Annotated in this window: 15 protein-coding genes and 1 riboswitch; of the genes, 8 read left to right on the forward strand and 7 right to left on the reverse strand. The window is 56.7% G+C overall.

Annotated features, from left to right (window positions below):
• The first annotated feature begins 81 nt into the window (after window positions 1–81).
• Window positions 82–1,923: a M14 family metallopeptidase gene (locus tag K0I31_RS00165; protein WP_220079536.1), complete on the forward strand. Its 1,842-nt coding sequence runs from the start codon at window positions 82–84 to the stop codon at window positions 1,921–1,923.
• Window positions 1,924–1,982: 59 nt separating this feature from the next.
• Here the strand turns inward: K0I31_RS00165 and K0I31_RS00170 are convergent, their stop codons facing one another.
• Window positions 1,983–2,774 carry a class I SAM-dependent methyltransferase gene (locus tag K0I31_RS00170; protein WP_220079537.1) on the reverse strand — a complete coding sequence of 264 codons (792 nt, stop codon included), beginning with the start codon at window positions 2,772–2,774 and terminating at the stop codon, window positions 1,983–1,985.
• A gap of 215 nt (window positions 2,775–2,989) precedes the next feature.
• On the opposite strand from K0I31_RS00170, the gene K0I31_RS00175 reads away from it, so the two are divergent.
• On the forward strand, window positions 2,990–3,760 hold the full coding sequence (locus K0I31_RS00175; protein ID WP_220079538.1) for a DUF4097 family beta strand repeat-containing protein: 771 nt from the start codon (window positions 2,990–2,992) through the stop codon (window positions 3,758–3,760).
• Window positions 3,761–3,849: 89 nt separating this feature from the next.
• On the opposite strand, the gene K0I31_RS00180 is transcribed toward K0I31_RS00175, so the two are convergent.
• The 4 genes from K0I31_RS00180 to K0I31_RS00195 form a co-directional block, all read right to left on the reverse strand.
• Complete coding sequence (locus tag K0I31_RS00180; RefSeq protein ID WP_220079539.1) at window positions 3,850–4,671, reverse strand: phosphatase PAP2 family protein; 822 nt, start codon at window positions 4,669–4,671, stop codon at window positions 3,850–3,852.
• Between the two features lie 92 nt (window positions 4,672–4,763).
• Window positions 4,764–5,582, reverse strand: coding sequence for a phosphatase PAP2 family protein (locus K0I31_RS00185; RefSeq protein ID WP_220079540.1), 819 nt, complete (start codon window positions 5,580–5,582; stop codon window positions 4,764–4,766).
• Window positions 5,583–5,744: 162 nt separating this feature from the next.
• On the reverse strand, window positions 5,745–6,125 hold the full coding sequence (locus tag K0I31_RS00190) for a GIY-YIG nuclease family protein (protein WP_434086904.1): 381 nt from the start codon (window positions 6,123–6,125) through the stop codon (window positions 5,745–5,747).
• On the reverse strand, window positions 6,040–8,100 hold the full coding sequence (locus tag K0I31_RS00195) for a S9 family peptidase (protein WP_220079542.1): 2,061 nt from the start codon (window positions 8,098–8,100) through the stop codon (window positions 6,040–6,042). Before K0I31_RS00195 ends, K0I31_RS00190 begins: the two co-directional genes overlap by 86 nt.
• Window positions 8,101–8,239: 139 nt before the next feature.
• Window positions 8,240–8,439, forward strand: a riboswitch (FMN riboswitch).
• Window positions 8,440–8,608: 169 nt separating this feature from the next.
• On the opposite strand from K0I31_RS00195, the gene ribB reads away from it, so the two are divergent.
• Window positions 8,609–9,262: a 3,4-dihydroxy-2-butanone-4-phosphate synthase gene (gene ribB, locus K0I31_RS00200; protein ID WP_220043821.1), complete on the forward strand. Its 654-nt coding sequence runs from the start codon at window positions 8,609–8,611 to the stop codon at window positions 9,260–9,262.
• A gap of 390 nt (window positions 9,263–9,652) precedes the next feature.
• Window positions 9,653–12,859 (forward strand): EAL domain-containing protein, encoded by a 3,207-nt coding sequence (locus K0I31_RS00205; protein ID WP_258406545.1) that lies wholly within the window; start codon window positions 9,653–9,655, stop codon window positions 12,857–12,859.
• Window positions 12,860–13,036: 177 nt separating this feature from the next.
• Here K0I31_RS00205 and ftnA read toward each other — a convergent pair whose 3' ends face one another.
• The gene (ftnA, locus tag K0I31_RS00210) at window positions 13,037–13,561 is read right to left on the reverse strand and encodes a non-heme ferritin (protein ID WP_011863852.1); all 525 of its coding nucleotides are present in this window, start codon (window positions 13,559–13,561) and stop codon (window positions 13,037–13,039) included.
• A gap of 529 nt (window positions 13,562–14,090) precedes the next feature.
• On the opposite strand from ftnA, the gene K0I31_RS00215 reads away from it, so the two are divergent.
• The 4 genes from K0I31_RS00215 to moeB all read left to right on the forward strand — a co-directional run bounded on the left by K0I31_RS00215 (window position 14,091) and on the right by moeB (window position 20,476).
• Entirely contained in the window at window positions 14,091–17,201 is a 3,111-nt protein-coding gene (locus tag K0I31_RS00215) for an efflux RND transporter permease subunit (RefSeq protein ID WP_220079544.1), read from the forward strand.
• A complete protein-coding gene (locus K0I31_RS00220) occupies window positions 17,198–18,268 on the forward strand; it encodes an efflux RND transporter periplasmic adaptor subunit (RefSeq protein ID WP_220079545.1) in 1,071 nt (356 codons plus the stop codon). Before K0I31_RS00215 ends, K0I31_RS00220 begins: the two co-directional genes overlap by 4 nt.
• Before the next feature lie 181 nt (window positions 18,269–18,449).
• Window positions 18,450–19,697, forward strand: coding sequence for a molybdopterin molybdotransferase MoeA (moeA, locus tag K0I31_RS00225; protein WP_220079546.1), 1,248 nt, complete (start codon window positions 18,450–18,452; stop codon window positions 19,695–19,697).
• A gap of 11 nt (window positions 19,698–19,708) precedes the next feature.
• Entirely contained in the window at window positions 19,709–20,476 is a 768-nt protein-coding gene (gene moeB / locus K0I31_RS00230) for a molybdopterin-synthase adenylyltransferase MoeB (RefSeq protein WP_220079547.1), read from the forward strand.
• A gap of 119 nt (window positions 20,477–20,595) precedes the next feature.
• Here moeB and folM read toward each other — a convergent pair whose 3' ends face one another.
• Window positions 20,596–21,303: a dihydromonapterin reductase gene (folM, locus tag K0I31_RS00235; protein ID WP_220079548.1), complete on the reverse strand. Its 708-nt coding sequence runs from the start codon at window positions 21,301–21,303 to the stop codon at window positions 20,596–20,598.
• Between the last annotated feature and the right edge of the window lie 68 nt (window positions 21,304–21,371).

The following is a 21,371-nucleotide window of genomic DNA, read 5'->3' on the forward strand; positions in this document are numbered from 1 at the left end:
TTTTTATTGCCTAACATATTGCACTTGCTGGCTATTTATTGAAAGATAATCGGCTAATAATAAGCCGTTAGGTAACTTAAGATGTCCCTATATTCTCGCGCTACGCTCCTCTGTCTCGCCGCCTTCGGCGCATCCGCCATGGCAGAGACCAGCGGCCCTCAACCGGCCCAAATCTCGTTAAATAACACTTATATCAATGATGCCATCTTGCCGCCGAGCATCACCTGGCACGGCGCCAGCGAAGCCTTGCTGCGCGCTGCCGATGATCCCTGGGCGACCCCCTTCGAGCAGGGCGGCCTCAAGTCCAGCCCCAGCTATGACGACACCTTCGCCTGGCTGGATAAGCTGCTCGCCACCAGCGATAAGCTCCACAAGGTTTCCTTGGGTAAGAGTCTTCAGGGGCGAGATATCTGGATGATAGTGGCGAGCCAGGAGGGCGCGGCGACGCCCGAGGCCCTGCAGGCCAATGGTAAGCCAACGCTCTTGGTGCAGGCGGGGATCCACTCGGGCGAGATAGATGGCAAGGATGCGGGCATGATGTTGCTGCGCGACATGGTGATGGGAGACAAGCAGGCGCTGTTAATCGGTGCGAACCTCCTCTTCGTGCCTATCTTCAGCGTCGATGCCCACGAGCGCAGCGGCCAGTTTAACCGGGTTAACCAGAGGGGCCCGGTGGAGATGGGTTGGCGCACTACGGCCAATAATCTCAACCTTAATCGCGACTATGCCAAGGCCGATACCCTGGAGATGCAGCATATGTTGGCGGCGATTAATCGCTGGCAGCCGGATCTCTATATCGACGTGCATGTCACCGACGGCATAGATTATCAGTATGATGTCACCTTCGGCTATAACCTGGCCCAGGGGCTGAGTCCCACCAGCTATCGCTGGCTTAACGACAAGTATCGTCCCAAAATCGAGCAGGCGCTCAGCGCGCAGGGACATGTGCCCGGCCCCTTGGTGTTTGCCATCGATAATCGCGACTTGAGCCAGGGGCTCTCTCTGTGGAATGCCAGCCCACGCTATTCAAACGGTTATGGCGATGCCCGTCATCTGCCAACAATATTGATCGAGAACCACAGCCTCAAGCCCTTCAAGCAGCGAGTGCTTGGCACCTATGTGATGCTGGCCTCGACCCTGGAGGTGTTAGGCGAGCAGGGCACGGCGCTGCGCAGCGCCATCAAGCAGGACAGTTATCGCTACAGCGACCGCATCACACTGACCTGGCAGTCGGAGACTCAGCCTAAGGGATGGGACTTCAAGGGGATAGACTATCGCCTGGAGCAGAGCCCCATCAGTGGCGAGGCGGTCGTGCGTTGGACCGGCGAGCCTAAGCTGTACCAGAACCTGCCCGTGATAGGTAAGACACGCGCAGACATTAAGGTGAATCGTCCCAAGGCCTACTATATTCCGCCTCAGTGGCTGGAGGTGATCGAGCGTCTAAGCATTCATGGCATACGCTTGACGCGTCTGGAGCAGCCTAAGACCTTGACCCTGACTCAATATCGATTCGGTGAGCCCGCGTTCGATGCCAAGGATTACGAGGGACGCCAGCGGGTCTCAGCCCCTGTGTCGAGCCATAAGGCTAAGGTGGCGCTGCCGGCGGGCACTGTGAAGATCAGCACACAGCAACCCCTCGGCGATCTGGCTATCCTCTTGCTGGAGCCGCAGTCACCCGACTCGCTGCTGCAGTGGGGCTTCTTTAATCCTATCTTTACCCGCACCGAATATATCGAGCACTACGCGGTAGAGCCGCTGGCGGTCAAGATGCTCAAAGAAGATCCCGCCTTGGCCGCCGAGTTTGAGGCGGCGCTCAAGGATCCTGAATTTGCTAAGGATGCCGAGGCGAGACTGCGCTGGTTCTACGAGCGGAGCCCCTATTTTGATAAGCAGTACAGGGTCTATCCCGTGCTCAGAGACTAAACAAAAAAGCAGGCCAGGCCTGCTTTTTTTATGTTGTTTATTTATCCCTGAGAGAAGGATTACTCAGGTTTACGGGCCGACAGGCTGTAGACCATGGGAATAGGTTTACCCTGATACAGCTGATAATACCTGGGCCTGTCACTTGAGAGCCCCAGGCTCTCGCCCGTCACCAGGTTGTCGAAGGCATCATAAGGGCTGAAGGGATACTCCTGAATCGCCTCTATCTTGAGTCCGGCTTGGATGAGCGCCCCTATCACATCGGCCAGGGAGTGGGGCCAGGTCACCATGGTGTGTTTGGTGTCACTGGCGTTTTCCGTATAGGTGCCTTCCTCCTCAATATCCGGCTCCTGCTGGGCAAAATAACTGTAACCCTCCATCATTGCCTGCACGGGATGAAACTCCACCATATAAAACTCACCACCGGGTAGCAGCGCTTCATAAATCAACTCTGCCCAACGACCTAGATCCGGCAGCCAGCAGAGGGCGCCATAGGAGGTGTAGACCACATCGAATTGCTGCTGCAGCTGCGCGCCCGCTTGGTAGAGATCGCTGCAGATAAAGTCGGCCTTAAGGTCGCAGGCCTCGGCCAGTCGCTTGGCATGATGGATAGCGGTGTCGGAGAGATCCACGCCAGTAACCTCGGCGCCCAGGCGAGCCAAGGAGAGGGTGTCCAGGCCGAAATGGCATTGCAGGTGCAGCAGGCTTTTTCCCTTTACCTTAAGGTCGGATTGCTCTATCTCCTGCAGCGAGCTGTTGCCGGCGAGAAAACCGTCCACATCGTAAAAGCTGGAGTCCAGGTGTTCTAGGGTCCTGTGATTCCAGGCCGTTCGATTTAGGGTCAGATAATCCACTGCGCGCCTCATAAGTTGATGAAGTATTTCACTAAATAGTAACTAATCCTACGAATCTGGTGGTGGCATCACCATCCAAAAATCGGTTAAGCAAGATAATAACATAGCAAAAACAATTAGATAACTTGTTGGCATGTTATCTGCTTAGTTGGGCTATCTAAGCCGCCGCGTCGAGGTGGTTCAAATGACTTTAACAGAGATTAAGGAAGGTGTTTATGTTGGCTCGTGTAATGACTATGGTGACGGTACTGGTATTTGGCCTCACTGGTTGCATAGTAAATGTGAACAGTGCGGGAAGGGACGATTTCGACTATCACAAGCAGACGCAGCTGACGCTGGATGCTCAGTCGCTGGAGACACTGGTCGCCGATACCGGCGCCGGTAGCCTGAAGATAGTGGGCGACGCCTCGGTTGAACAGATCACCCTGGATGCCGACATCTATGGTTTTGATGGCGCCGAGCCCGAACTGACCCTGACTCGCTCGGGTAACAAGGCCAAGCTGGTCGCCAATTTCGATGCCTTTCACCGCGCCAGCTTCTCAAATGGTAAGTCGCCCTACATAGATCTGCTGGTGAAGGTGCCGGCGGGAATCAAACTGGATATCCATGACGGCTCAGGCAGCATTGTCATTCGCGGCGTGCAGGCGGATATGGAGATCCAAGATGGCTCGGGTGCTATCGAGATAGATGGCGGCCAAAAGCTCACCATAGATGACGGCTCGGGCAGCATTACCCTCACCAATGTGGCGGGCGATATCCAGGTTAAGGATGGCTCAGGCAGCCTTACCATAGCCTCGGTACAAGGAGATGTTGAGATAGACGACGGCTCTGGTGCCATAGAGGTCAGAGGCGTTCAGGGCAAGGTCACCATAGACGATGGCTCAGGCGGCATCCGTGTGGTGGACACCCAGGGGCTTCACATCATAGACGCGGGCTCAGGTAGCCTAAGCTTCGACAATATTCAGGGCCAGGTCAGCATAGACTAAGGCCAGGACTTCCCGGCGCAGAGGCTAATCTCGGGGTCGCACGAATCCGTGGATTAGCCGATGCCCACCCCATTAAGACTCTAAAAGGCTTAGGCTCTGACCCACTTACGCGGGACGAGCGGCTGACGAGACTGTAGGTATTGGCGAAGCACTAGCATGCCGGCCAACAGCAGGAGTCCCCAACGAAGGCCAATGATCTGCCAGGCCATCTGTGAAGAGGTCTCCTTGTACTGGCATACCACCAACGTTAGCAGCAAGATGCCCACCAGGATTTTCCAGTGCCTTGGCGACAGACACATCAGGGGAACATAGGAGGCGACATAGGCGCAGCTAAGCCCCAACAGGGCGCCCGCCAGCGTGTCTACCGGCCAATGGGCGCCGACCAGGATGCGTGACAGCGCCACCATGGCCGCCCCCATCAACAGGAACCACTTACTCTTCTTATCCTGCATCACCATCAGCAAGGTGCCGGCGAACAGGAAGGCGCTGGTGCTATGGCCTGAGGGAAAGCTGTGATGCAGACGCGTCTCGCCGACGATATAGAGAAAATCCAGGGTTGCCGCCGGTCTGGGGGCATCGAAATACTGTTTTAGCAGCGGGACCAAGATCATCGACAGCAGGCTGGCGGTCAGTACCCGCGGCATCAGCTCGGGGCGACGCAGCAGACAGATGAGTACGATAGTGCCTAGGGTGCTGCCGTGGCCGAGATCGGTTATCCCCAGTTGTAGCCATTGTGGCAGGCTAGGTGAGAGGCCGTTGATGGCACGAAAGAGGCTCAGGTTGAGATCTTGATTCAGGCAGAGCAGTGCCAGCATGCTGACCAGCAGGATCAGGGCGCCATAGCGGCTGCGATCTGTGGTCATCGTCAGGGCGGTTTCTCTGGTGGTCTGAGCCTGGGTCAGTCTGAACATGGCGCACCTCTTCATCTTAGGAGCCTCCAGTGTAGGCACCTAAGTGTGAAGAAAGCGTGAATGTTGGTGAAAGTCTTACGCCTTTTGGGCAGTTAACCTTGAAACGCCAGCCAACGTCTTACCCTGTGCATCGCGCCATATTCGCGCCAGATCAACAGGGCGGCTGTGGCAATTAGGCCCCATCTGAGCATGAGGATCGGCCAGATATGATCTTTGTCGAAACTCTTATCCAGCTCGCTCACCACCAACACACACCAGAGGAAGGCCAAGATGAGCGCCTTGTGGAACTGGCTGAGCTTGACCAGGGGGCTATGGGCCGCCGCATAGGCGCAGAAGAGACCGACGAAGGCGCCCATGATCACGTCCTCTGGCCAGTGCGCGCCGACGACGATGCGAGACAGGCCCACCAGGCTGGCGAAGCCGATTGCCAGGCATTTAATCTGGGTCTGCCGATAGGCGAAGAAGAGGGTGCCGGCAAACAGGAAGGCGGTGGCGGTATGGCCCGAAGGAAAACTGTGTTTAAGGCGGATCTCACCGACGATATTCAGTGTCTCTAATATTACTGCCGGACGAGGCGCATCGAAGGTCTGCTTCAGCAGGGGCACCAAGATCAGCGACAGCACGCTGGCGATGACGACCCTGAGCAGAAGCTCTGGCCGTTTCACCAGACAGCAGAGAGTGATCACCCCGAGGGTGATGCCATCGCCTAAGTCTGTGATCAGCAGGAGGAGATCGGCTGGGGCGTAGGCCGCAATGCCGTTAAAGAATCGAAATAGGGATAGATTGACTGCCGAGTTCAACACCAAGAGGTGCAGACAGAGCAGAAACAAGAGTAATCCAATAAAGCCGCGTCCCTGGTACTTGTCTTGCGCAGGCATTCCCATTGCCTTTGCTTGTTGTTGTAAATTCATAGTCTTTCCACATAAACGCGCCCGCCTAAGATAGTGGTTTGTTATGGGTAAGTAAAGACGTTTAACCTGAGGTAAATCTGTGGTTTACATCTTGTTGAGCCGGGCCGGTCTGGTTTGTTCTGGCCTTAGCCTATGATTTACGGCTGCTTTCCCCTGTAATTTTTAGGGGCATTCGCCATTTGCATCAAAGTGTATTAGGGCGACTTTTTGCGTTTTTGTGAGCCTTTTCACGGCGATCTCCCGCTTCAGGGCATCCGAGCGGCTGCCGATCCGCTCGCGATAGACCAGGGTCAGCGGCCCCTTGCCCCTGAGATACTTGGCCGTCTTGGGGCCATTGTCGCTATGTTCCTTGAAGCGGCGGTCGATATCTGTGGTGATCCCCGTATAGAGATGGCCGTTGGCGCAGCGGATCATGTAGAGGCTCCAGGTGGTACTAGCTAACTTCTCCTGGGTCATCTTAGGCGAGTCCCAACAGGCCGAGGAAGAAGGCGTACTCTTCGGCCGTGTCCTCAAAGTGACGATAACGGCCGCTCTTGCCGCCATGGCCCGCCTCCATGTCGATATGAAACAGCAACAGGTGCTCGTCTTGTTTATATTCTCTGAGTTTCGCCACCCATTTGGCGGGCTCGAAATATTGCACCTGAGAGTCGTGCAGGCCTGTGGTGACCAGCAGGTGCGGGTAGGCCTGACGGCTGATGTTGTCGTAGGGCGAATAGCTCAGCATGTAGCGGTAAGCCTCGGCCTGATTCGGGTTGCCCCACTCATCATACTCGTTGGTGGTCAGGGGCAGCGACTCGTCGAGCATGGTGGTGACGATATCGACGAAAGGCACGTGGGCCGCCACGGCCAGATAATGCTGCGGCGCCTGATTGATCACTGCACCCATCAGGAGGCCACCGGCACTGCCGCCACTGGCAACCACCTTATCCCGGGCGCAGTAGCCTAGCTCCACCAGGGCTAGGGTGACGTCGATAAAGTCGTTGAAGCTGTTCTGTTTTTGCATCAGGCGGCCGGCGTCGTACCAGGGGCGCCCTAGCATCTCGCCCCCCCGCACGTGGGCGACCGCATAGACGACGCCGCGATCCAACAGGCTAAGGATGGCGCTGTCGAAGTCAGGTTCTATGGTGTAGCCGTAGGCGCCATAGCCATATTGATACAAGGGGTTGCTGCCGTCCTGGCGGAACTTGTCCTTGCGATACACTAGGGTCACGGGCACCTTGGCGCCGTCTCTGGCGTCGATGAAGAGCCGCTCTGTCTGGTAGTGTTGGCTATCGAAGCCGCCGAGTACTCGCTCCTGTTTCAGCAGGCGTCTCGGGCTGGCTTGGGTGAGATCCACCAGGTAGATGGACTCGGGCGTCGATGGGCTGGCGTAGTAGATGCGCAGATGATGGCTATCCTGAACCGGGTTAACGTCCAGACCTACCACGTAGGCGGCATCGTCGAAGCCGAGTTCATATTCCGGGGCGCCGTTGAGGGGCAGGATGCGGATCTGACTCAGCCCCTGCTGGCGATACTGCACCACAAGATAGTCTTTTAACACCAGCAGATCTTCCAGGCGGCGCGACTCATCTGCGGGGATGATCTCCTGCCAGCTGCGCTTATCGGCGAAGCTCGACTCTGTGGCCTTCATCAGACGAAAGTTTACCGCCTGCCAGTTGGTGAGTATGTAATACTCCTCACCGCGTTTAGCCACAGAGTATTCGTGCCCCGGCTCCCGTGCAAGCAGTGGCTTAAAGCATGCCTCAGGTTGGTTGGCATCTAAGATGGACACCTCGCTGGTGAGCGTACTCTCGTGGGTGAGCAGGATGCGCGACTCATCCAGGCTCTTGCCGATCGACAGGTAGAAGCTGTCGTCTGTCTCCTGATACATCAGGCGGTCATTGGCCTGGGGATCACCCAAGCGGTGGCAATAGACGCGGTTGCCCAGCAGGGTTTGAGGATCCTTGGCGATATAGAAGAGGTGCTGGTTATCCTTGGCCCAGACGATCTCGCCATCCGTGTCGCTAAGGCTGTCGCTGAGCCATTCATCTGTGTCCAGGCGCTTGATGCTGATGTGATAGAGGCGCCGACTCAGGGTATCTTCGCTGATGGCCAGCAGCGTCTCGTCTGGGCTAACGCTCAGCCCGCCCATGCTATAAAACTCTTTACCCTGGGCGCGCTCGTTGGCATCGAGCAGTAACTGCTCCTCACCCTCCAGCTCGCGTTTGCGGCCAAACAGCGGGTACTCCTGCTTTCCCTGATAGCGCTTGTAGTACCAATGTTGGTGCCAGCGATAGGGGACGCTCGACTCATCCTTGTCGATTCGGTCGATAAGCTCCTGAAACAACGTCTGCTGCAGTGGCTCGAAGGGGGCAAAACAGGCCTTGTGGTAGGCGTTTTCCGCCTCCAGATGAGCCAGCACCTCGGGGGATTGGCGCTCGTCATCTCTCAGCCAATGATAGTCATCGATACGTTCATTGCCGTGATGCTTGAGCGGGTGGGCTTGTTTGCGTGCGACCGGGGGCGTTATCCCTGACATTGGACTGACCTTATTCTGAGCCGAAAGTGAGCGGGTACTGGAGCAAGAGCTTAGGTGATCTGGCTTATATTTGTCACCCCTAGCGCTTGTACTTTGATGGTTTTAGGGGCACCATAGCGGCGCTTTCCATCAAAGGAGAGTACATTCTCAGGGCGGGGTGAGACTCCCCACCGGCGGTAATCATCCTATGGGATGTCAGCCCGCGAGCGCCTATTTGCATCTAGAGATTAGTTTGCAGCTAGGGTCAGCAGATCTGGTGAAGTGTGCAACAAGCACTCTATTCCAGAGCCGACGGTAATGAGCACCGAGTGCACTAAGTCCGGATGAAAGAGAATATAAGATAGCGTGACCGCGAGAAGATGAGCCTAGCCTCATACTTTTCTCGTGCCTGCACACCTCTTATTCGGCGAGCCTGGATATCTTTTCTAAAGAGACTCCAAGGCGCGTCATTTTCTGCATGCCCTGATTCTGGAAAAACCATTTTATTAGTCTTACTAAGGATTTAACCATGAATCAGTCTCTACTTTCTCCCTTTGGCGATGCCATCACTCGCGTCGAAGCAGCCCTCACCGCGCTTAGAGCCGGTCAAGGCGTGCTGGTGGTCGACGATGAAGATCGCGAAAACGAAGGGGACCTTATCTATAGCGCAGAACACCTGACCCAAGAACAGATGGCGCTGCTGATCCGCGAATGTAGTGGTATCGTCTGTCTCTGTCTCACCGACGAGCGGGTGAAGCAGCTGGAGCTACCGCCCATGGTGGAAGATAACTCTAGCCAATACGGCACTGCATTCACCGTGAGTATCGAAGCTAAGGTGGGGGTGACCACAGGTGTGTCGGCGGCCGACCGCGTGACCACCATCAAGGCCGCCATCGCCGATGATGCCAAGCCAAGTGACCTGGCGCGTCCCGGCCATGTTTATCCGCTGCGGGCGCAGCCTGGTGGCGTGCTAACCCGTCGTGGCCATACCGAGGGCACCATAGATCTGATGAAGCTGGCGGGGCTTAAGCCGGCGGGCGTGCTGTGCGAAGTGACCAATGTCGACGGCACAATGGCGCGTCTACCGGAGATCATCGCCTTCGGCGAGCAGCATAAGATGCCTGTGCTCACCATCGAAGATATCGTCTGCTATCGCAAGTCATTGCTGGAAAAGGCAAGCTAACCCAAATGCGTTAGCGCAAATCAGTTAACTCATATGAGCCAACTAGTTTGTCATGTATAACTAAACAAACAGTCAATTATTGGCTATTTGTTTATTTGAAATCGATAAAAAGGCCGATCTCATCGGCTTTTTTTGTGTCAATCCCTGTGCCAGCCTCGCTCTGCTTGCACCGAACGCCTTCCTGCAAAATCTTCTCGTCAATTTAAATGTTAATAAAAAATAAAGGCTTATCTAATAATTCACCATCGAAGCGTTAATTTCGTGACCTAGATTAGACTTTGGTGAAATAGGTATGACGGCGGGGGTTAGGCTATGTTACTACTCTCAGACCCTAAATTCCTCGCGTCTGCTTTTGTGATAATCGAGCAAGGAGCGCTTAAGATGTCATCTATGCTGAACCGGTATAGTCTGAGCCAGAAATTAATCTTGCTGGCGACTATCCCCATGTTGCTGCTGCTGATCTTCGGCAGCTTGCGCATGCTCGATCTGATCGAGCGCCAGCAGACGGCTCAGCGCAATGCCCTGGGGGTGATGATCACTGAGCAGACCCAGAAGCTCATCTTCGCCCTGCAGAACGAGCGTGGCCTGTCGGCCGGTTTTGTCGCCAGCCAGGGCAAGCGATTCGAGCGGCGACTACAGACCCAGCGGCGCCAGACAGATAAGGCATTGCAGGAGTTGTTGGATGCCCCCAATATCGCCAACCTGCATCTCTCCCTCAGCGACATAGACAGGCCCAGCGTCAACCTGCAACAGAGTGTCGATACCATTCATGCCTTGGGCGCCCGCCTCAAGCAGGTGCGTCAGGGAATAGATAGTCGCACTGAGGGAAGCGGCTTTAACTTCTACAGCGAGTTCACTCAGCACCTCTTGGTGCTCATCTCCCAGATCCAGTCCCAGGTGCAAAACACCCTGCTCGCCAAGGCCTATAACGACCTTATCCACATGCTCAAGTTACAGGAGCTGGCGGGTAAAGATCGCGACCTGCTCAATCGTCTGCTGGCCGCCGACAGCCTAGATCATCAGGCTTATCTCGCCCAATACTCGATGCAGGATGACCTGTTGGACGCCTTTCACGAAATGCTCTCGACCACTTCACCGGCGGATCTTGCCCTGATCAAGGAGACCCTAGATAACGAGGCGACCCAGGAGCTGCTGCTGATGAAGGGGCGGGTGAAGGCGCAGGTGAACCTTATTCTGCTGGCCAATCGCCTCAGGGAGCGGCTGGGGTATGGTGGCCTGATCGATCACTATCAGGATTACCTGCTCTCGGGCGAAGAGACCAACATCATACTGTTCGAAGAGGACTGCCTGGCCATACTGGGGCTTCTGCAACAGGCCCAGAAGCTGCCCCATGTGACCTCACCACAGCGCGAGGCGCTAGCCCAGATAGATAATACCGTGGAGCAGTATCGTCAGGCGGTGGATGTCCAGCGCCAGCAGAGGCTATCCGGTCATGCCGGACCCCTGCCACAAGAGGGGCGAGCCATCATAGCCGACCAGGCCATGTTGGCGGCCCTGTCTCAGCTGCAACACCAACATCCGGCGGTAGCCAGCGAGGCCTGGTGGGGGCTGGCCACTGAGGCCCTAGGCCAGATGAATCAGGCGAGCCTGATCCTGAGCAATAACATAGCTAACTTGGTGCAGCGTCAGGGGCGCGAGGCGCTCAGCTTCCTGGTGTTAGGCATCATGGCGGCCATGTGCAACTTTTTGTTTTTGATCGTCTTGGGTCGTCTCATAGTCAATAACCTGGTGACCCGAATCGGCACCATAGCCTCCCTGATGCAGCGCATGGCGCAGAATACTCAGCTGCAGCTGTCTGTGCCCGTGGATGGGCGAGACGAGGTTGCCAAGATGGCGATGGCCCTCAACGCCATGTTGAGTGAGCGCCAGGAGGCCAACCGTGAACTCTCCCTGGCCTCGGCGGTGTTTGAATACTGCGCCGAAGGGATAGTGGTCACCGACAAGGACAATCTGATCGAGGCGGTAAACCCCGCCTTTACCCAGATCACCGGCTATACCCTGGAGGAGGTGAAGGGGCGCAGCCCGGCCGTCCTCAATTCCCATCAGCAGCCCCATCACTTCTATGAACAGATGTGGCAGTCGCTCAAGCAATACGGCAAGTGGCAGGGGGAGATCTGGAACAAGCGCAAGAATGGTCAGATCTATCCCGAATACCTGGCGATTACTGTAGTGAAGGATGACAAGGGGCGGGTGGTGCAACATATCGGCCTCTTTCTGGATATCAGTAACCGTAAGAAGTACGAGCAGGATATCTGGTACAAGTCCAACTACGATGCCCTGACCAACCTGCCTAATCGTCAGCTCTATACCTCGCGCCTGTCGCAGATGCTGCAACTGGCCGAGCAGCGTTGCTGCTCTGTGGCCGTGCTCTTCATCGATCTGGACAGGTTTAAATACATCAACGACATCTATGGCCATGCGGTGGGCGATGAACTGCTGCAGGTGGCGGCCGCCAGGCTGGAAGCCCTGCTGGAACAGCATGACTTTGTCGCCCGTCTCAGCGGCGACGAATTTGTGGTGGTCATGGGGCACACCAAGCATCAGGGGGAGATAGAGCAGCGGGCGCAGCATATATTGCAGCACCTGTCGTCGCCTTTTGGCATCAATCGCAACGAGCTGCTGATCTCCGCCAGTGTCGGCATCAGCTGTTACCCCAGCAACGGCACCAGTGTCGAGGTGCTGACCCGTAACGCCGAGACCGCCATGTATCAGGCGAAGCAAGATGGCCGCAACTGCTTCGGCTACTTCTCTCCCGACATGAACAACAACATGCTGGCACGTATCACCCTGGAGCAGTCGCTGCGCAGCGCCGTGCTGCAACACGAGTTCTGCCTGCATTATCAGCCGATTGTCGATACCAGTAGCGGCGAAGGGGTCGCCCTGGAGGCCTTGCTGCGATGGCGTCATCCTCAGCGAGGCCTGGTGCCTCCCGACGAGTTTATCCCCATCGCCGAGGAGACTGGGCTTATCGAGCCAATCGGCGAGTGGGTGATCCAGCAGGCGCTGCGTGATCTGCGCCAGTGCCATAGCCAGGGGATAATGATCAACATGGCGATCAACGTCTCTGGTCGTCAGCTGGCCCACGGCGATCCCAGCCATTTCGCCTGCATGCTCAACGGCTTGCTGCAGAAGTATGATGTGGCGCCCCAATATGTCCACATAGAGATCACCGAATCGATTCTGATGGCCGACACCGAACTGTCGCTCGCGGCCTTGACGGCGATTCGTCACCTCGGGGTGGAGATCTACCTGGATGATTTCGGTACAGGCTACTCCTCCCTCAGCTATCTGAAACAGTTCCCCATCTCGGTGATTAAGATAGACAAGAGTTTCGTCGATAACATGCTGGAAGATAGGGCGGATGCCAACCTGATCAAGGCGATCATCACCATGGGGCAGAGCCTGGATATGCGCCTGGTGGCCGAAGGGGTGGAGAGCGAGCCGCAGCGCAGCTTCCTGCAGGGGTTAGGCTGTGACTTCGTGCAGGGCTATCTTGTGGCCAAGCCCATGCCGCTCAAGGAGCTTGAGCCCTTGCTACGCCGCATCGTCAGGGAGAAACCGACCTCATTGCTTTGACCCATTAACTCTGTCGCTGCCGATAGCCAGATTGCTTAGAAACGGTTTGGGAGAGGCGCTCGGGTAGTAGGCTTGAGACAAAGCTTGTTGGGTGAGTGCCTTGTGTGGCGTTTTTGCGAAGACCATTTACAGAAAGTCTAACGGGGGAAAGGCGGGGCGTCATGCCCCGCACCTGGCTTATTCGCCGACTGTCATCACGCTGGCAGACTCCTGCTGAGCCATCTGCGCCAGATCTTTATCGACGAAGAAGAGCGCCTTGCCATCTTCACCTACCAGACGGATCTTATCGACGATAGACTTGAACAGCTTCTCCTCTTCGTGCTGCTCAGACACATACCATTGCAGGAAGTTGAAGGTCGAGTAGTCCTGATTGGTAAAGGCTGTGTGGGCCAGCGCGTTGATCTTGCTGGTGATCATCTGCTCGTGCTCATAGGTGTATTCGAACAGGGCCAGTAGCGAATCGAACTGTGACTGCGGCGCCTCGATCGCCCCCAGCAGCGGCATGCCGCCGGTTTCGCTCACATAGGTAAACAGACGATGCATGTGCTGCATCTCCTCTTCGGCGTGAGCACGCATAAATTTCGCGGCACCCTCAAAGCCCTTGTCTTCACACCAGGCGCTCATCTGTAGGTAGAGGTTAGAGGAGAAGAACTCCACATTAATTTGCGCGTTCAACTGATCTATCATCGTTTGTGCCAGCATAGTTACTTCCTTTAATTAAGTCATTTCTTGGTGCTAGGGCCTGTTCACCTTTCAGGTTTAATTTTTGTTCTATCTAAACGCGTTTTGCTCGAGGCGAGAGCAATGAAGCATAGTTGCACTATGTAAATTGCGAACAACATAGGGCAGGGCGCGTTTAGATGAACCCTTTGGGCAGTGTTTGTAGGCCATTTCTACTGCGTTATCGCCCGTTTGTGTAGAACCACTACACGACTCAGGCTCTGCCTTGTATCAATCACCTTCAAACTGCTGCAAAAACAAACAGGAAAGGTCAATAGGCCCTATTTATTGTGTTTAACCCCCCAGTGAATTGCAACCATCTTTACTTAACTCAATGTTTTTAAATGCAAATAATTATCGTTAATGGCCTAATGGGGTGCATTCATGTCTGCTTGTTACATTTGCTAACCAAATCAGGCGGATTTATTAACATTTTGTCTCTAGGCTTTAGGGTCAAGAAACTAAGCTCATAACCCCGGCCGGGTCTGACGTGCCTGGGGTGGGACAATCGATGAACCTCACCAAATTAAGCACCAATAACCCTGCCGGCACCCTAGTGGCCCTATTGCTGATCGCCATATTCGGCGTGTTAGCCATAGGCAAGTTGCCGATCCAGCTGCTGCCCGACATTCAGCGGCCGCAGATCTCCGTCTTCAACAACTGGCGCTCGGCGGCGCCCCAGGAGATGGAATCCAACATCATAGAGCCTCAGGAAAATGTGCTGCGCCAGGTACCCGGTGTGGTTGAGATGACCTCAAATATCTCCCAGGGCTTTGGCGGTATCACACTGACCTTCGAGGTGGGCAGCGACATGCAGGCGGGGATGATCAATGTGATCAACGCCCTCAACCAGACGCCGCCAAGGCCGCTGGATGCCAACGAGCCCTTCATCAATGTCGGCGGTGGTAACGGCGCGCCCAATCTGGCCTCCCTGCTGATCCGTATGGCGCCGGATAATCCGGCCACCGACTTCGCCCAGTACCAGAAGCTGATCGACGATGTGGTCGAGCCCAGGCTGAGGCTGATTTCCGGCGTGGGCTCGGTGCGCCTGCAGAGTCGCCTGCCGAAAGAGTTACATATCGAGTTCGATCCCTATCGCGCCGCAGCGCTGGGGATCACTCTGGATCAACTGCGCAGCACACTGTCGCGGGCGGCGGATATTTCGGGCGGCACAGCTAACGTGGGTCGTCGCCAATATACGGTGCGTTTCATCGGCCAATACACGCCGGAGAATCTGGGCAATCTCATCGTCACCTACAACGAGGGGCGTCCCATCTACCTCAACGAACTGGCGGATGTGGAAGTATCGAGCGCCGATGTGCAGGGTTTTACCAAGCGTAACGGCTATCCTGCCTACTATATGACGGTGGAGGGAACCTTCGATGCCAATACGGTTAAGGTGCTTGATGGCGTCAACGAGGCGATTGCCGAGCTCAATCAGGGGCCGCTCAAGGAGGCGGGGTTGGTGTTGGATCTCTCCTTTGACGCCTCTGTGCATATCAAGCGGGCCATCTGGCTGGTGAAGGGCAACCTAGCGATCGGTGTGGTGCTGGCGCTAGTGATTCTCTATGCCTTCCTGCGCAGCTTCCGCGCGACCCTGATGATCGCCTCGACTATTCCCGTCGCCCTGCTGATCGCCTTCTTCTTCCTCGAGATGATGGGACGTACCCTGAACGTGATCTCCCTAGCGGGTCTGGCCTTCGCCGTCGGCCTGGTGCTGGATGCGGCCATCATAGTGCAGGAAAATATCGTGCGCATCCTGCAGCAGGGGACGCCGATCCGCGAGGCCATCGCCAAGGGCACAGATCAGGTCAAGGGCGCCTTGTTGGCCTCCACCGCCACGACGGTCGCCATCTTCCTGCCGATCCTGTTTATGCCCGGGGTGGAGGGGCAGCTGTTTTCTGATTTGGCGCTTACCCTGTCGGTGGCCGTAGTCTCCTCCTTTATCAGTGCCATCACCCTGATCCCAGTATTTAGCCTCTTGTGGCTCAAGCTCTCGCCCCAGGATGATGGCCAGCAGAGCGGCCGCCTGTGGCGCTGGATCTCGGCAACCGTGCAGCGCCTCACCGGCGACACTAAACGTGCCGTCTTCTGGTGTATCACCCTGATCCTAGGAGCCGCCATGCTGACGGCGGTCCTGATGCCGAGACCCGACTTTCTGCCCCAGGCGCGCTCGGACGGCATATTTGCCTTCTTTGCCCTGCCACCGGGCGCCAACGTCAAGACGCTGGAGAAGGAGGTGGGCGATGTGATCATAGAGCGCCTCAAGCCATACTATGACAAGGAGAAGCAGCCCTATATCAAGGGATATAACTTCTCCATGTACAGCGCCTTCAACGTGCTATTTATCTACCCCGAAGATCCATCCCAGGCCGATGCCATGATAGAGCTGCTTAACAAGGAGATCTTGGTGGGCCTGCCCGATACCCAGGCCTTTACCAACCGCGGCTCCCTGTTACAGTTTGGCTTTAACGGCGGCCGGGCGATCAATATCGACCTTCAGGGGGCCGACATGGAGGCTCTGATGGAGACGGCTGGCAAGGGGATGGGGCTCATTCAGGAGGCGCTGCCCGGCGCCGTGGTTAGGCCGATTCCAGGCCTCTCCATGGCACAACCCGAGCTGCAGTTGATTCCCAACGAGCGTCGCTTGGCCCAGGCGGGCGTCGACCGGATTCAGATAGCTAACGCCATTCGCGCCTACACCTCTGGCTTGTTTGTGGGTGAGTATTTCGACGGCAACGAGCGCATGGATGTACTGCTCAAGGGGCCCAAGTGGCAGGTGCCCGAGCAGCTGTCGGCGACTCCTGTCTATACCCAGGCCGCAGGTATTCAAACCATAGGCGAGCTGGCGACCCTCAAGCGAACTGTGGGGCCGACCCAGCTGCAGCGAGTCAACGGCAAGCGCAGTGTCAGCCTGCTGATCTTCCCGCCGGCGGATATGTCCCTGGATGAGGCGCTGGAGAAACTCAATGAGTCGGCGGTGCCGACCCTGAGAGCCAGCCTGCCGGAAAACAGCTCACTAGGCTATCGTGGCAGCGCCGACAAGCTCGACAGTACCATCAAGGATATGGGCGCCAACTTCGCCCTGGCGGTGGTGATCCTCTTCCTCTTGATGGCCGCCATGTTTAAGTCGGCCAAGGATAGCCTGCTGGTCTTGCTCTCTATGCCGCTGGCGATCTGTGGCGGCGTGGTCAGCCTGCGGCTGCTAAACTTGTTTAGTTTCCAGAGCCTGGATCTGCTGACCATGATAGGTTTCATCATCTTGCTGGGGCTGGTGGTCAATAACGCCATCCTGCTGGTGGATCAGACCCGCCAGAGTTATCGCGAGACGCCGGATATCGACCTGGCCATCGCTCAGGCCGTGGCGACCCGAGCCCGCCCCGTGTATATGAGCACCCTGACCTCCATCTTCGGCATGCTGCCGCTAATGCTGGTGCCCGGTGTCGGCAGCGAGATCTATCGCGGCCTGGCGGCGGTTATCGTCGGCGGCATGACCTTTAGCGCCTTGTTTACCCTTATTTTGATGCCCAGCCTGTTGCGTCTGACCCATAGGCGGAGCCCAGTTACCAATAGGCTGGCCGACGAGCCTGCCCTCGCATCCACCACAGGAGTGAAGTCATGAGATCCTTAATTGCCGGCGTGCTGGCGCTCTCTCTAATCGGTCCCATGAGCTGGGCCCAGGGCGAGGCGCCCGAGCGTCTGGTGCAAGTGGTTCAGGTTGAGAACCGCGCCCTGTCGCCCAAGATCATGGTGATAGGATCTGTGCACTCCCGTAACTATGCCGAGCTGACCGCGGGCATCGAGGGTAAGCTCGAGTGGGTGATCGAGGCCGGTACGCTAGTGAAGGCGGGTGAGGTGGTCGCCCGCATCGAGAAGACTCGCCTCGAGCTGCAGAAGGCTCAGCAAGAGGCGCAGATAGAGTATGAGACTGTGGGGCTGTCTAGGCTGAACCGCGAGCTGAAACGCTTGCAGAAGCTGATGGCCAACAAGAACGCCTCGGAGACCGAGCTGGACAAGGCGCGCTCGGATCGCGACCTGGCCGCCGCTAACCTCAAGCTGGCACAGATTAAACTTAAGATGATCCTCGATGATATTGCCCGCACCCAGGTGAAGGCGCCCTTTGCCGGCATCATAACAGCGCGTCAGCGTCAGGCGGGCGAGGATATCAGCCGCGCCGAGTCTATCGTCGCCATCACAGACCCGGACAACCTGGAGATCAGACTGCATGCGCCGCTCAAGCACAGCCGCCGGGTGAAGGTGGGGGATGAACTTAGGGTCTATCATGGTCTGGGAGAGTTCTCTGCCCAGATCCGCAGCCTGATCCCTGTGTCAGACGTGCGCTCCCAGACCTTCGAGGCCCGCATCGATCTGCCGCTCGAGCGTCAGGATATGCTCAACGTCGGCGAGCTGGTCTCCCTGGCATTGCCAATTGCTCCTAAACAGCTGACCACCTTAGTGCCCCGCGACGCCGTGGTGCTGCGCTCCGCCGGTGCCTTCGTGTTCAAGATAGATGAGAGTAACAAGGCGGTGAAGGTGGCCGTAGAGCTGGGTGATGGTGAAGGGGAGTGGATCGCCGTCAAGGGGGAACTCAGCGACAGCGACCAGGTGGTGATCCGCGGCGCCGAGACGCTGCAAGATGGCCAGCAGGTCAAGGTGCAGGCCAATAGCCTGGAGCTGAGTGCCGGTTAATCTATACCTTTGGAGATAGCCGAGCCGACATCCGCCCCGCTGGTGTCGGCTTTTTGGTTGAATCTCGGCGGATTGCGGCCAAAAACTGCCGTCGAGATCATAGTCTTCTGATCTCAGCGTGGCATAATGAGCGGCAATATTCGCTTTTACTCATATCCTACAGTTAACGCTAAGGTACTCTATGTCTATGCAAGCCGATCCCTGTGCAAAACCCAGCCTAATGCATCCCGATGAAGCCATCATCAAGCTTTTGGAACAAGTTCGTCCACTGGAAGAATCGGAAATGGTGCAGCTTCCCCATGCGCTGGGACGTGTGCTGGCCGAGGATCTGGCCTCAAGCATAGACCTGCCACCCTTCGATAACTCGGCGATGGACGGCTATGCCTTCCGTTTCGAGGATCTGGCCCAGGGCAATCGTTTCACCCTCATAGGCCACTCCTTTGCTGGGCATCCCTTCGAGGGCGAGGCCAGTGCCAATACCTGTGTACGCATAATGACGGGCGCCCCCGTGCCGCCGGGTTATGACACAGTGCAGATGCAGGAAAAAGTCGAGATCGATGGCGACAGCATAATCATCGAGGCCCCCAAGGCGTTAGGTGCCAATGTGCGTCGTCGCGGTGAAGAGGTGAAGACGGGGGGCAAGGTGCTCTGCGCCGGCACTCAGATCGGCGCTGCCGAGATGGGCGTGCTGGCTACCATAGGCGCCAGCCAGGTGCGGGTGACCCGACTGGTCAAGGTGGCCTTCTTCTCCACCGGTGACGAGCTGCGCCCGGTGGGCACAGAATTGGCGCCGGGCCAGATCTACGACTCCAACCGTTACAGCATTCAAGGCCTATTGAGCCGCGCCAATGTCGAGTGGATAGACCTTGGGGTGATCGAAGACGACCCCGAGGCGATCCGCGCCGCGTTTCGTAATGCCGCGGCCAACGCCGACATGGTGATCACCTCGGGCGGCGTCTCGGTGGGCGATGCCGACTTTACCAAGCAGATCCTCGACGAGGAGGGTGAGATCACCTTCTGGAAGCTGGCCATCAAGCCGGGCAAGCCCTTCGCCTTCGGTCGTATTGGCGAGGCGGTCTTCTGTGGCCTGCCGGGCAATCCAGTCTCCTCCATGGTGACCTTCTACAAGCTGGTGTGGCCGCTGCTCAACAAGATGCAGGGGCTGCCTCAGGTCAAGCCACTATTGTTGCAGGCCAAGCTCAAGGGCGACCTGCGTAAGTTCCCGGGCCGCGTCGAGTATCAGCGTGGCGTGCTGAGTCAAAATGCTCAGGGTGAGGCCGAGGTGAGTGTCACCGGCGGCCAGGGCTCTGGCATGCTTACCTCCATGAGTCTGGCCAACTGTTTCATTATCCTGGCGCAGGAGCAGGGCGATACGCCTGACGGTAGCCTGGTGACAGTAGAACTCTTCAACTCAGTGCTGGCACTCTAGGGGCAGGGCAGATGGAACCTAATACCCAAGAAGAGATCCTCTCCGACGCAGAGATCTTGCGCTATAGCCGTCATATCTCCATCAAGGCGATGGACTTCGAAGGCCAGGAGCGACTCAAGCAGGCAAAAGTGCTGGTGATCGGTGCCGGCGGCTTAGGCTGCGCCTCTACCCAATATCTGGCGGTCGCCGGAGTGGGTCAGCTGACCCTGGTGGATTTCGATACCGTCGAGCTGTCGAACCTGCAGCGGCAGGTGCTGCACCACGACGCCACTATCGGCCAGCCCAAGGTGGAGTCGGCCAAGACCTCCTTGATGCAGCTCAATCCCCATCTCAGGGTCGAGACCATCAACGCCGTGCTCGACGATGAGCAGATCCTGGCGCTGGTGGCCGAGCATGATCTGGTGATGGACTGCACCGACAACATAGTGGTGCGTGAACAGCTCAATCAGGCCTGCTTCAAGCACAAGGTGCCATTAGTGTCGGCCGCCGCCATCCGCATGGAGGGTACGGTTACCGTATTCGACTATGGTGAGCAGAGCCCCTGTTATCATTGTTACAGCAAGCTGTTTGGCGACCAACAGCTGACCTGCGTCGAGTCGGGCATTCTGGCGCCCGTGGTGGGTATGATAGGTTGCCTGCAGGCGGTGGAAGCGATCAAGGTGCTGGCTAACATGGGCAAGATCCTAAGCGGTCGCATCCTGATGATAGATGCCATGACCATGGAGTTTCGCGAGATGAAGCTGCCTAAGCAATCTCACTGTCAGGTATGTGGTGTGTGAGTGTTTACTTACTTTTTTGGTGGTTTGATCTAGGTAGTTGAATAGGAAGCGAGGCTAAGGCCTCGCTTTTTTGTGTCTCATCGTTAGTCTCTCGCTCAGCGGCGATATCAATCAGCAGCCTATTTCAGCTGCCGGCCACCATCCAATGCCAGGGAACGCCCCGTCACATACTGGCTCTGCATTAGGTAGTCGATCGCCTGCAGCACCTCTGCCTCGCCACCCTCTCTGGCTAATACCGACTTGGCCCTGGCTTTCTCGCGATAGGCGGCATCGTCATGCTCGTTGAAACAGATCAGCGCCGGGGCGATGGCGTTGACCTTCACCTTTGGGGCTAACTTGGCGGCGAAGGAGAGGGTCATGTTTTCCAGCGCGGCCTTGCTGGCGGCGTAGGCGATATGTTTCTTGCTGCCCTTTTGCGCCACATAGTCGGTGATATGGATGATATCCGTCATGGCCTGCTGGTTTTGCAGTAGCGGTGCTAGGGCGAGGTTGAGCTGGTAGGGCGCATAGACATGAACCTGCATCATCTGGGCGATCACCTGATCGGCGCCCGCTGGGTCATTGTCATCTAGCCAGAGCGAGGCGTTGTGGATCACCGCATCTAGCTGACGATAGTTCTGCTTCAGCGTCTGGATAAGCTCTTCGAGCTGGCTTTGAACGGTGAAGTTACAGGGGTAGAGGTCGGCGCCCAGTTCTGTGAGGGCATCTATGCTGGGGTAGTGGCTGCGATAGGTGCCTATCACCTTGTGTCCACGGGCGAGAAAGGCCTCGGCCAGATAGAGGCCAATACGCTTGCCTACGCCTGTGATGAGTATGGTTTTTTGCATCCTGATGCACCCTTTGATTCCCGATATTGCAGCCGATAGTAGCTTTCGCGGCTCGACGGATTCAAGTG

Origin of the sequence: Shewanella spartinae, assembly GCF_019457555.1 — a bacterium.
GTDB classification, from domain to species: Bacteria; Pseudomonadota; Gammaproteobacteria; order Enterobacterales; family Shewanellaceae; genus Shewanella; species Shewanella loihica.